The sequence below is a fragment of the Pontiella desulfatans genome, from assembly GCF_900890425.1.
Classification (GTDB): Bacteria; Verrucomicrobiota; Kiritimatiellia; order Kiritimatiellales; family Pontiellaceae; genus Pontiella; species Pontiella desulfatans.
Genome location: NZ_CAAHFG010000004.1, coordinates 329,089 through 342,263, shown reverse-complemented (window position 1 = coordinate 342,263; position 13,175 = coordinate 329,089). Strand labels below are relative to the sequence as shown.

Annotated in this window: 8 protein-coding genes; 5 read left to right on the top strand and 3 right to left on the bottom strand. The window is 53.4% G+C overall.

The window, feature by feature from the left end; genetic code table 11:
• Nucleotides 1-8 precede the first annotated feature (8 nt).
• From E9954_RS27025 to E9954_RS27010, 5 genes are all read left to right on the top strand, one after another.
• A complete protein-coding gene (locus E9954_RS27025; protein WP_136082418.1) occupies nt 9-1,862 on the top strand; it encodes an arylsulfatase in 1,854 nt (617 codons plus the stop codon).
• Between the two features lie 22 nt (nt 1,863-1,884).
• Entirely contained in the window at nt 1,885-3,423 is a 1,539-nt protein-coding gene (locus E9954_RS27020; protein WP_136082417.1) for an alpha-L-fucosidase, read from the top strand.
• Between the two features lie 384 nt (nt 3,424-3,807).
• Entirely contained in the window at nt 3,808-4,005 is a 198-nt protein-coding gene (locus E9954_RS33145; RefSeq protein ID WP_222847335.1) for an IS110 family transposase, read from the top strand.
• Nucleotides 4,006-4,033: 28 nt separating this feature from the next.
• Nucleotides 4,034-4,855, top strand: a complete 822-nt coding sequence (locus tag E9954_RS27015) for an IS110 family RNA-guided transposase (protein WP_246046749.1) — start codon at nt 4,034-4,036, stop codon at nt 4,853-4,855.
• 637 nt (nt 4,856-5,492) lie between these two features.
• Nucleotides 5,493-6,554, top strand: a complete 1,062-nt coding sequence (locus E9954_RS27010) for a LacI family DNA-binding transcriptional regulator (protein ID WP_136082416.1) — start codon at nt 5,493-5,495, stop codon at nt 6,552-6,554.
• A 57-nt stretch (nt 6,555-6,611) separates the two neighbouring features.
• Here E9954_RS27010 and E9954_RS27005 read toward each other — a convergent pair whose 3' ends face one another.
• Genes E9954_RS27005 through E9954_RS26995 form a run of 3 tightly spaced genes read right to left on the bottom strand, consistent with a single transcriptional unit; the run spans nt 6,612 to nt 13,093 of the window.
• On the bottom strand, nt 6,612-9,653 hold the full coding sequence (locus tag E9954_RS27005; protein ID WP_136082415.1) for a CBM96 family carbohydrate-binding protein: 3,042 nt from the start codon (nt 9,651-9,653) through the stop codon (nt 6,612-6,614).
• A 6-nt stretch (nt 9,654-9,659) separates the two neighbouring features.
• Nucleotides 9,660-10,787 (bottom strand): alpha-L-fucosidase, encoded by a 1,128-nt coding sequence (locus tag E9954_RS27000; RefSeq protein ID WP_136082414.1) that lies wholly within the window; start codon nt 10,785-10,787, stop codon nt 9,660-9,662.
• An 11-nt stretch (nt 10,788-10,798) separates the two neighbouring features.
• The gene (locus E9954_RS26995) at nt 10,799-13,093 is read right to left on the bottom strand and encodes a right-handed parallel beta-helix repeat-containing protein (protein ID WP_136082413.1); all 2,295 of its coding nucleotides are present in this window, start codon (nt 13,091-13,093) and stop codon (nt 10,799-10,801) included.
• Between the last annotated feature and the right edge of the window lie 82 nt (nt 13,094-13,175).

Here is a 13,175-nt window from a genome sequence, read left to right as displayed (position 1 = left end):
GGGATAGGATGAACATACTGAAACTATGTGTTGTTACAGGGCTTGTTTTCGGCGCGGTGGCTGCATCCGCTGAAAAGCCGAATGTGGTGATCGTGATTACGGACGATCAGGGCTATGGCGATCTTGGTTGCAATGGCAACACCGTCATCCAGACGCCGAACATTGACCGCCTGCGCACTCAGGGCCTTCAGTTGGATAACTATCATGTGGATCCCACCTGTGCGCCGACGCGTTCAGCGCTGATGACCGGCCGGTATTCCGCCCGGGTCGGGGTGTGGCATACGGTGCAGGGCCGGAACATGCTGCGGGAACGCGAAGTGACCATGGCCGACATTTTTAAAGATAACGGCTATGCAACCGGTATTTTCGGGAAGTGGCATTTGGGCGACTGCTATCCGTACCGTCCGGAAGATCGTGGGTTTACCTATACGGTTTATCATGGCGCCGGCGGGGTCGGTCAGGCTCCGGATTATTGGGGGAATGACTATTTTGATGACAGCTACATGAAAAATGGAACCTGGCAAACGTTTGAAGGGTTCTGCACCGATGTCTGGTTTGAGGAGGGCATCGCCTTCATCGAGGATCACGTTAAAAAGGATCAGCCGTTCTTTGCCTATATTGCGCCGAATGCACCCCATGGCCCGTTTTATTGTCCGGAGGAGTATACCAAACCCTACGAAGGGAAAGAGGGGGTTTCCAAGACTGAATTCTACGGCATGGTGACCAATATTGATGACAATATGGCGAAACTGATGACGCGGCTGGATGAGCTGGGTGTTGCCGATAATACCATTCTGATCTTCACCACGGATAACGGCACATCCGGCGGACTGTATAAAGGCGTCGGTTTTAATGCCGGGATGCGCGGTCAGAAAAATTCGGAGTATGACGGCGGTCATCGGGTGCCGTTTATCATGCGCTGGCCCGATGGAAAAATTCCTGCGGGTAAAAGCGTAAAACAACTGACGGCCCACCTTGATATGCTGCCCACCTTTATTGATCTCTGCGGATTGGAAGCACCGGAGCTCGAATTCGACGGGACCACTATTCGTGACCTGCTCTATTCCGATGGAAGTCAGTGGCCCGACCGTTCATTGGTAGTGGAATCTCAGCGCGTTGTGGATCCGATAAAATGGCGCAAGAGTGCTGTAATGACCGATCAATGGCGGTTGGTGAACGGCGAAGAACTTTTTGATATCCGGAACGATCCCGGTCAGCTGACCGATCTGAAAGACCAGCATCCCGAAGTTTTTGAGCAGCTGCGCGGGAACTATGAAACCTTCTGGAAAGAGGTGTCCAGTGAACATCATCTGACCAGCTATATGAAAATCGGTTCGGACGAATCGCCGGTGGTAGCCCTGTCCTCACACGATTGGTTGACGGCGAATGTGCCGTGGTATCAGCCGCACGTCATGCATGGCGCCATGGCCAAGCCGGCCCACTGGGCGGTGGAGGTGGTCCGTGATGGGGAATATGAAATTTCACTGCGCCGCTGGCCGGTCGAAGCCGATAAGCCGATCAATGCGGCCAATGGGTATAAAGGATTTGATTTTAAGCAGGCGCGCATGCGTGTTGCCGATGTGGATAAAACCAGGGAAATCCCTGAGGGCGCCAAAGAGGTGACCTTTAACGTGAAGTTGAAAAAGGGGCTGGTGGAACTGTCGCCTTTATTCATCGGCGGTGGCCGCGAAGCTACGCCGTATTATGTATATATCACCCATCAGCCGAAAGCCGGATGGCAGACGCCCGAAGGCATGGGGATTCCGATTTATGATCCATCCTATGGACGCGTCCCCCCGCAAAGACTGGATCAGGATCATCCGACCCGGAACTGGGAGCCGAAGCCCGGCAAAAACCAATAGAATGATTTACGGAGAGAAAATAATGAAAAAAATGATGATTACTGCATGGGCTCTGACGGCCGTTACGGCCTCTTTTGCAGAGAAAACCTATGAGCCGACCTGGGAATCGCTCGATTCCCGCGAAACCCCGCAATGGTTTCCGGATGCCAAGTTCGGCATCTTTATTCACTGGGGGCTTTATTCTGTTCCGGCGTTTGCGCCGCGCGGTACCTATGCCGAATGGTATTGGCATGCCAAGGATGGCGATCAGTCCGGTAAGCATGCTGCCGCTGTCGGCCGGGCGGATGCCACACAGCAATTTCATAACCGGGTGTATGGTGAGGATTTTGAATATTCCGATTTTCGCGATCAGTTTACCTGCGAAATGTTTGAGCCGGAGCATTGGGCGAAAGTCTTCAAGCGCAGCGGTGCAAAATATGTGGTACTGACCTCCAAACACCACGACGGCTACTGCCTCTGGCCGAGCAAGGAAGCCTCCACAAGTTTCGGTATGGCCTGGAACTCCGTTGATTCGGGGCCGAAACGCGATTTGGTCGGCGACCTGACCAAAGCGGTACGCGATGAAGGCGGCATTAAGATGGGACTCTATTATTCCATCTGGGATTGGTTTAATCCCTATTGGCCGGAAGCGGAACAGCCGACCACCGGTCCTAAGCGCAAGATGAACCTGCCGGAAGAGGGTCGTAAAAAATATATTGATGAAGTCATGGTTCCTCAGATTAAGGATATTGTGAATCGATATCAACCGGCGGTCATTTTTTCCGACGGCGATTGGTGGATGGATGATGAGAAGTGGGGCACAAAGCCGGCGTTAGCCTGGCTCTATAATCACGCGCCTAACAAAGATGAAGTCGTCATCAACGACCGTTGGGGCAAGGTGCGCAAGAAACACGGCGGTTATTTTACTACGGAATACGGATCCGGCTTTGCAGATCCTAGCATTCTCTGGGAAGAAAACCGCGGCATTGGGAAATCCTTCGGTTTCAGCCGGGTAGAAACCTTCGATGATTATAATACCGGAGAGCTGCTGATCTATATGCTCTGCGATATTGTATCGCGCGGCGGCAACTTTCTGCTCGATATCGGCCCGACCGCCGACGGCCGTATTCCGATTGTGATGGAAGACCGCCTGATCCAGATCGGTGAATGGCTCGAAGTGAACGGCGAAGCGATCTTCGAAACGCGCCGTTGGAAAAAGGACTGCCAGTGGAGTGCGGGTGAAATTAAGGAATACACCAAAGAGGAATTCCATCACGGCGTGCCGGATCCGATCATTGAAATGGCTAAATATCCGAAAGAAGGCCAGGCGCGCAAAGAGTGTTACTTCACCGCCAAGGGCGATACGGTCTACGCCATGATCACGGAACTGCCGGATGAGGATGAGTTTGAGATTAAAGATATTGAACTCAGCAAAGGATCCAAAGTCACCATGCTGGGCGTTGATGGCGAACTGGAATGGGAAAAGGAAGATGGTGGAATTGAAGTGGAACTTCCTCGCCTCAACCCAAGCAAGTTACCCTGCAACCACGTCTTTACGCTGAAAATCACCGGCGTTAAATAGCGTTCACGAAATAGTGGATGAAAAGCGGCTCACCAGTTGGGCCGCTTTTTTTTATCTGAGGGACAAATAAAAGATTCATGTCCGAATAGCACTTCCTTAAGGACTGTTTGCATGGGTATCTCAGTTTCTGGCTTTGTTTCGGGCAGGCGAGCCGCCTGCGGTACGTTTTTCCGTATCGCCCGCTTCTAGCGGGTCCCAAAGCCACTAGGGACAGCGGAACGAGTTGTACCGCAGGCGGCTCGCCTGCTCCCTTAATGGGCGGTAGTTATGCTTAAGGAAGATAGGATGAGAAGTCAGTAAATAGAGGTGTCCGGCCTCCATACGAGCTGTGATAAAATCACGCTCAACCAATAAACGCACTCAAGGTGCAAAAGGAGACCGGACATGAAAGAACGTAACACAATCGGAATAGATATGGGAGACCGGAAACATTGCATCTGCATTCTCGATCATGAGGGTCAGGTTATATCCCGCAATACAGTAGGCAACACGGCCTCAGCGATTCGAAAAGCCTTTAAGAGGCAGGCTCCGGCGCTGATTGTCATTGAGGCGGGAACCCATTCGGCAATGGGTAAGCCATGAACTCAAGCAGTTCGGACATGAGGTTTTAGTGGGCAATCCTCGCAAGCTGAGGGCGATCTGGGACAGCAATGAAAAGAGCGATGTGCGCGATGCAGAAATGCTTGCGCGTATTGCCCGGCTTGACCGGAAACTGCTGCATCCAATTCAACATCGTAGCCGTGAATCCCAGGTCGATCTGATCAACATTAAGGCAAGGGAACTGCTGGTGAAGAGCCGGAAGATGCAGGTCGCTCATGTAAGGTGTGTGGTCAAGGGTTTTGGTGAGCGCATTTCAAAATGCAGCGCAACGTGTTTTCATACGCGGGCTCGCGAAGAACTATCGAGCGAGCTGAGGGAGGAGCTTGAACTTGTGCTCGAAAGCATTGAATGGCAGACGGGCAAGATCGCGGAATATGATAAACGAATTAAGGCCATCAGCACGCAAAAGTATCCTGAAACCGCTCTCTTGAGGGCAGTGCAGGGAGTGGGGCTGGCCTACGTGCTGACACTTGAGGATCCTCAGCGGTTCAAGAAAAGTCGTGATGTCGGACCGTTCCTCGGGTTGGTGCCGCGGCGGGACCAGTCCGGGGAGACGGACAGACAGCTCCCCATAACCAAGGCTGGAAATGCGGAGTTGCGCCGCCTTCTTGTCGGGTGTGCTCACTATATTTTGGGAGCATTCGGGCCGGAGTGTGAGCTCAGAGAGTTCGGGTTCAAGCTCGCTGAACGGGGCGGAAAGAACGCTAAAAAACGCGCAGTGGTTGCTGTGGCCCGCAAGCTTGCAGTTATGCTGCATCGCTTATGGGCCGACCAAGCGGCCTATGACCCAAGTCATCGACAAACACTCAAGGAACAGCTTCGTGCCGCTTAGTTTAGTGGCCGTATAGAGATAGGAAAAAACAGGAGAATAAGTCGGAAGAAAAACCAGTCACATCATAGATGTCCCGGCCGGGAGACTGCGACATGGCACTGGAGCAAAAGCCTATGCTTGGGCTTGTTTAATAGCTCGGAAGGAAGATGGCAGCGCCCCATGACGGATCCTAAAGTGTACCGGATCAAAAGCAGATCCATTGAAGAGTGCGGATAAGAGCACGACAGGAATGAAGTGGCAATGGTTTGGAATCCGTCTCGCCGGATTATTGTATATTGACAGGACTTCTCATAAGAGTGCCATTCGATTCATGTCCCATTTCCGGGAGAGGCTTTGATGGAATGCACGTTTCCCATGCTCCGCAGTGGGTAAACGTGAGCTGCATCAAGGAGTGGGTGTAGATAGGATGAGAAGGCAGTCAAGAGAGGTGTCCGGCCTCGCGACGTTATGCGCGATCCGGATCGGTTCGGTGTTCCCTACGAAGCCTTTTCCAGACGACCTAAACTGCAGGCAGGAGAAGGGTCTTCTTCTGAACAGACCGGAGGATGCATAAAGAACAAATGCAGTGCATTATAAACGGTGCAAGCGGTTGTTTTTACTGCTCGTCTTTTGGCCGTTTCTATTGAAATAATAGGGCATGCTTAAAAACGATAAAGAAAAGAAAAACGGGCGTCCCCGGCGAATTGGCCTTAAAGATGTTGCGCAGGAAGCCGGGGTGGATGTCAGTACGGTTTCGCGTATTCTCGGCGGTAGTGAGGCGCTCTATTCCGATACTACCTGTTTAAAGGTTCGTGAAGCGGCTGAAAAACTGAACTACCGTCCGAACACGGCAGCGCGCAGCATGGCAACAGGATCCACCCGTATGGTCGGGGTGACCGTATCCGGAAGCGGTTTTCTAGGTCGGGTTGTTGAGGGCATTAATGAAGCCCTGATTGAGCATGGACACCTTATGCTGCATGCGTGGAACCCGGAAACCTATGTGTCGCCTGAGAATCCTATTCAGAAGAAAATTATTCATGAGTTAGTCGAGCGGCAGGTCGAGGGCGTTATTCTCAGGGTTGGTTCTGAGGAGTTTGAGCAAGCCTACTTCCAGGAAATCTATCAACGCGGTATTCCAATGATCGTCATCGACCGTGAAATGGCACAATTCAAAACCGATTTTGTGGGCAGCGACGATGTCTCTATTGGCCGGGATGCAGCGCTCCATTTTCTGGAGCTGGGACACCGTCGGCTCTTGTTTATCGGGGAAAAAGAGAATGTGAGTACAGCCCGGCTGAGGGAGCAGGGTTTCGTTGAAGCGGTTCGCGAAGCCGATGGAGCCGTCTGCAAGAAGGTTGATTTAGCGCTTAATACCACAGACACCGGTGAGCTGATCGCCACGCTACAGGAAGAGGAGTATCCAACGGCCGTATTCTGTTACAGTGAAGGCCTGGTCCCTTCAGTATATCAGGCTATTAAGACTGCAAGGCTGAACATTCCCTCAGACATTTCTGTGCTCAGTTGTGGAAACCTGGCGTGGAGCCAGGCTACGAATCCAGCGCTGACAACATTTGACCAGCATCCCGAGGAGATCGGGAGAAGAGCGGTTGAACTCTATCTGGAACGCATCAGCGATACGGAAAAGAAGTCCGCGCCACGCGAAATCCGCGTTACCGCTCACATTGTAGAACGTGAATCAACGGCACCGGCACCGGAATAATCCGGTAACCGTCCGGCGGTAGAGCTCCGAAGAATCAAGGCAGCCTTTCTGAGACGTTTACGCCTCGGGATGCTCATGGATGGCATTGTGTTTAACCTCGATTCGGAAGAATTCACCGGATGCATTTTCGGTGGTAACTGTTTCTGAGTTCATAGGCGGTATTGCGGCAATGTTCGTTATTACCGGATGCCATATAGGCACCGTCTGGTTAGTGGTACCGGACACCGCATAGGTCCGATTGGATACGCTGGGCCAATCGAGGATCAAATGGTTGGTTCCATCTGTTCCGACGACAGATACAGCCAGTACTGAAGCCGATGCGGTCGGATCTGTTCCGGCAATGAATTCACCATAATCACTTAGGCCGTCCAGGTCCGCGTCGCCGGTGCCATCCGAATAAGAGAGGCTCGAGAAATACTTGATTTCCCATAGGTCAGACAAGCCGTCACCATCTGAATCAGTGAGGGTGTAGCTGACTATCAGCTCCGGTGCATAGGGGGCTTCCTTACTGTTGAAATCCCGAGCGCTGTCATTGTGGGGGGACGTGAGCGCAAGCGACCAGATGCCGGTGCTGTTTACAAATCCGCCGACATCAAATTGGTACCAGGTCTGGGAGAAAAGATTGGTTCGGGTATCCAACGCGCCGCCAACGGCGGGATAGTTGATACCCGTAATCGTTGCCTCTTCCCAGTTGTTGTCAGGGACTGACCGAACCGTCGTATCGGAAATCGGATTATCGCGTGTGCGGATTCGGAGTACAGCGGATGACATTACACTGTTCGAGGGAAGGGCGACGGAAAATTTAAGAAAGGAAATACGCGACCCGAAACCCTGATAGTCGCGCATCCGCAGCTGAGTCGATGATCCGAAGTTATTTGTATCTCCATGAAAGACCCAGGAATCGTCCAGCGGGCTGGAGACCACGTCTCCGGTCTGAAGTCCGTCCGGAATGGTGTATTGCCAGGTGGAACCTTTCACGGTGCCGGTTGGAGCAATGGTATCGATGCGCCAGAACCAGGTGTTGTTGCCGGGAGGGTAGGTTGGCGCAAAAATATTGTTGGTCTGGTTGCCCTGAAATTCGGGCGAGGCCGTCGAGGCGGCTGCAACCATTGAGGCATTGGTGCCGAAGTATACATCGAAAGAAGCTCCCTTATATCCGCCCAGCCAGATCAGGTCCCGGTTCTTGTCCTGCACGCTTGCATTGTTTGGTGGAATGGGATGGGAGGCGGCAGAGGATTGATAGCCCGGTATCCAGTAGTTGTCGGCGCCATATTCATAGGCGCCTATATCGGGCGCCATCCCCAGAGTACCAGTGGTAATGCCTGCCACATTCGTTCCGGCATCAATGAGGTCAGAGCCGGCCCGGGGTCGGAAATCCCGGAACTCCGGTTCCAGTAGTTGGCCTTTGACGTCGGTTCCGGTCACATACCCGTTCCAGTTGTGGTCGGTAGAGCCGGGGATACCGGCATAAATGGTCCGGTGGCCTGAGAGCTTGCCCGCGGCATTGTTGCGCGTCAGGGTTCCGCCAAAGCCGGGATCGTCGAGGATGATCACATCATTTGCACCACTGTCCAGGGCGGTGTGGTTGTAACAGAAATGGTCTTCGCCCTTGATCATCACCACATCTGCACCGCAATTCCAGCCCACGTTGTGGTGCATCAGGCCGTTGGAACCCCACGTGACCGGAGGGATGGGGGCGTCGAAGCGGGCACCATGTTGCGGCGTGTCGTGGAACCAGTTATAGCGAATTACGCTTCCGGGCTGAGCCTGGATGGTGACCTGCGCTGCGGCGCCGTCGGTTTGCAATAATCCATGTTGGGAAATATCGTTGTATTCCATGATCTGACGCAGGCCGTTACCGACGCTGAAAAATTCGGATGCACCGGACGTATGGGAGGTGTTACGCCGGAAAAGGGCGTCGTCTCCATCCATCAGGATGGTGGACATCAAGTATGGGAGTTCGGAGGAACTCCAGTCGGTGTATTCAAAAAGACAGTTTTCCACGAGGTTGTTTTTTCCCTTCATGTGCAGTGCATGGCTTTCGGCATACCTGAAGGTGCAGTTGATGACTGCAGATTCCGTCTGGGTATAACGCTGGCGCTCCTCGATGGTGGAGGTTTCGGGTTCGGCAACGATGCCCAGCATGCGTTTGGAACAGCTGGGGTAGAGCAGGTCGCAATCCCTGACGGTGATGAACGGCGATCGGTAGAAGCGGAAGGTGGTGCCGAAAAAATCGAGGCCCTCCAGATTGATATGCTGTGAATTGGTGATATTGAAGGCATAGGTCTGGGTCTTTCCGCGGATATCCCCGGAAGGGCTTCCTCCCCCGGGAACCCATAGGTAGAGGGTCTTAGTGGCGGTATCGAAAAACCACTCCTTTTCGGCATCGAGCAGGTTGAGTTTGCCTTCCAGATAATAGTAGTGGCTGTAGGTCAGGTAGGTTGTGGCCGGTGCATAAGTGAAGCTGTTCGAACCTGCGGTGTGGGTGGCCACTTCGCGTGTCCAGGTCTTCCAGCTTCCGATATTCAGAATGGCCATGGCGCCGGTCATATCCAGCCCACTGGCGGCTAGGTCGATGCCGTCGTGCGGGTCGTCCACCGCAAGGCCGTTGGACGATGCCGATTCATCCCCTTCGGCCCAGCTCGATTTATCCCAGATCGACCCGTCGTCAAAGTTTGCATTGGGCCAGCGGGCGGAAATCATCACTTCACCATCCACGTAAAGCTGCCAGATATCGGTGTTCAGCGTGGTTTTGTAAATGGTGCCGCTGTGTTGCGTCCATCCGGTAGACCCAAGATCCGTTAGCGGGCGCGATCCATCCAGTATAACCACTTCGTTGCTGTAGTTTTTAAAGGTAATGGGCGAGCCGGTTGTTCCATTCAGTCCGTTGGCCGAAACGGGTTCGTGGTATGTTCCGCCGCGGATATGGCAGGTGTCGCCCGCACCCATGGCATCTGCCGCCGACTGGATGGTCTGGAAAGGCGAGGAAAAACTGCCGTCTCCGCCTGCAGATGAAGACGCATCGACATAATAATCGACCGCCCGGGCGATAGACGCGGTAGCGAGCCCGACAATGATGAGGTACTTAATTTTGTTCAAACTGTATTATCCCTTTTTTATCTGTTGGCCGACTTCTCTTAGCGTCTTGAGATCATCCGGGTGAATGGAGCCGTCGGGAAGTGGGCCGGTGTTGAGCAGCAGGTTGGCATTCATCGCCTTCGCGCGTTCGAGCATTTCCATGACCTGGTCGGCGGTTTTATGCCCCTGATCATCACGGCTGTCGTAACCCCAGGAATAGGGCTGGAGGGTATCGCAGATTTCGAGCGGGATATTGGATTCGCCGTCGAAGTGGCGTTCCGGGGCTTTGAAATCCTCGGTGCCCAGCAGACCCTGTTTATAGGAAACGAGAACCTGCGGCTGCAGGGAATGAATATGGTCGTAAAGTTCCTGACATTGGAACTGATCGATATTTTCCGGGCGGGATTGCGGAGTTCCGATACCATCGAGCCAGATGGCGCCGACGGGACCATAGTTCGTCAGCAGTTCGGTAATCTGATTTTTCATGAACTCAATGTAGACCTGGAGGTCGTGGTCGTCGCCGGTGGCATAGCTGGGTTCCGGCGGATCATATTTCGGCCGTGCCGCGCCGCCCCATTTATCGTTGTTCGGGGCGTGCGGGTGTTTCCAGTCGCGCCCGTGTGAATAGTAGAGGTAAAAGCCGAGCCCTTTCTGCTGGCACTGTTCGGCCAGTTCGCCGACGAGGTCGCGTTTGGCCGCGCTGTTGACGCTTTTAAAGTCGGTATATTTCGAGTCAAACAGGCAGAAGCTGTCGTGGTGTCGGGTGGTGAGGTTAATGTATTTCATGCCGGCCCCGAGTGCCATGTCGGTGATGAAATCCGGATCGAACTTTTCGGCAGTGAACTGATCGGTCAGTTTTGCATATTCATTGAGGCGGATTTTTCCGCGGAACTGAACCCACTCGGCCGGTTTAGAGTGTTCACCTTTCCAGTGACCTTCGAGCAGGGAGTATAGGCCATAATGGATGAACAGGCCGAATTTGGCTTCGCGGAAATACTGCAGTGCCGCCTGGCGTGGATTGACCGCATAGAGATCCTCATAGCCCGTGAGATAGGACGGCACCTTGGTTGTATTGGTTCGAGTGTTCATGCAGCCCGTCAGGGTTGCGCCAGTTGCGAGTGCTCCGGCCTGAATGATGTGTCTACGATTTTTCATCGTACGCTCTCCTATAGTTCTCTTGCTGTTCGGTAATTAAAATTATCATCGTCCGGCTCTCCCTCCCATAGGAGAGCAAGCCCGGTGTCATCAACAAAGACCTGGGAATCCCCGCGTTTAATGACTTCAAAGCTAATCAGGCCATCGTTCTGCAGTGAAAAATCGGCTTGCAGGATGTGCCAGGGATCTTCCTGGGGAACTGGGGTAAATCGGCATGAAGCCAGTTTCTTTCCCTGATGGTCCCGGATGATCAGGCCAACCTGCGCGTTCCCGTCGTTCCGCACGTAACAGGCCGCCCGATAGGTGTCAGCCCTTTCAAGTTGAACCGCCTGCTTGATACCGCAGTCCTTTCCGTTCAGGGCAATCGATTGTCCATGGATGGCATTTCGGGATTCAGGGCCGGGGAAGTTAAACCCGTGGTTCCGGATCAGCTCCACCTGCCCATCACCGGCGGGGTGCCAGATTTTAAAACATTCCTCTCTCCTATAGTTATTAAAGGAGGCGTTCTTTAGCTGGTTTCGATAGGCAGGCAGGGGCGCGGTCTTTATGGAATCAAGAGAGAAAGTTTCTCGTTGGCCCGCTTGCCAGGTGCCGTGTTGATGAGCTCCGGCCCGGCGGGTTTCCGCAGCTGACGTAGCGTGCGGGGTTTCCAGAGGGTACACAATATTGTCGAAAAGAATGCCGCCGGTGTCGACTCCGTTGCTTTCCTGCCGGAGGGTCACGCCGCGGTAGACCAGGTTGCTGTAGACCATGCTGCCATGGGTTCGTTTGTTCCCTTTCCAGGGGCCATAGGCATTGTTGATGTCGTGTTGGGCGGGGGCGCCAAGGCAGGTGTTGTTGTAGACCAGGCCATAGTGGGCAGGGGTGTTAAGCCGGATGCAGGTTCCGTTGATATCCCAGATCACGTTGTGGTGGACGATGTAGTTCTGCGCAAAGTTATCGAAGTAGATGCCGTTGAAAATATGTCCGGTTGCGCTGTGGACGTGGTTATAGGCAAATACGCTGTTTTCAAAATCATGCCCGCCGCCGTAGATGCCGCCGAGATCATGACAATTCATGCCGTATTCTGAAATATCATTGTATTCAAGCCGGGAACGGGTGGCCCCTTTGCAATAGAGCCCATCGCGCGAACATCGTTTCAGGGTGTTGTGGGTGATCAGCATACGGTCGCCGTAGGCCCGGATGGGCGAGGCATATATACTCATGGCATTGCAGTCATGGATAAAATTGTTGGCGACGATATTGCCGGTGCCTTTCACCTCGACCCCATTTCCCACGGAATAGGCAATCGTACTGTTGAGCAGGCGGTTGCCGCTGCCGGACATGTAGATGCCGGTCTTGCTGCTGAAAAATATATTCTGGCGTTCCGGCATTTCCCAGGATGGGTAGTTCACTCTGAGTCCGTCGAGTATACAGTGTTCCGCCTGATTCAGTGTGATTGAACAGCCGAACAGTTCGATATTCGAGATCTGGATATGCTGCTTGCGGTCGAGGTTGAATCCCCAGAGCCGAGCCTTGGTCTCAATGACTTTGGTGCCCTTAGGCGGAATGGCCAGCACTTGTTTTGCTGCGGAATCAACGAACCATTCACCGGGGGCATCCAATAAGGATTTCGCGCCATGCACATAAAATATTCCGCCATGGGCCGGGTTGTGGTTTTTGGTAACCCAGGGGCCTTTCGTGTCCGGATTAATATGCAGGCGGCCTTCGCTGAAACCCGTGATTGGGGCGGTCCATGCCGACCACTTGCTGCCGGCAAGGCACCATACGGAAGCGCCTTCCAGCGATTCCGCAGAAAACGATTCAGGGAACCTGCCCGTGAGTGCCGAGGTCGTTGCATTTTCACCTATGGGGTGCGCATAGGGATTCATGAAGTCGTTTCCGGCGGCATTGGGCCAGCGGGCCTCCCAGCCGGGGCGGCCATCGAAAAAGACCTGATTGTGTATTTTCAGATCGGTCGTCAGAGATAGGGCAACCGGTTTTTCGTCGGTGTCCGGCGGAAGTTCCAGCGTATCGAGTCCGCTGATCACGACCCGTTCATTTTGGTAGGCTTCAAAAATAAGCGGAGCTTCCGGAGTTCCAGTGTGCCGGGGAGTGACGGTTTCGCGGTAGATCCCTTCGCGGATCAGACAGCGGTCTCCCGCCTTCATGATGGTGGCTGCTTTTTGGATCGTGGCGAAGGGCTGATCGATGGTTCCGAGGTGGGCGTTATTTCCTTCCGGACTAATAAAAAAATCAGCGCTATAAGCCAGGGGGGCACAGAGCATGCTAATGACGAAGCTAAAGGGGAATAAATATGATTTCATAAAACCGTTATAAGGTATATTTGTGACTATGATTTACATAAAAGCCACCCTTTTAAAAGAGTGGCTTCGTACGGAGTGGAGG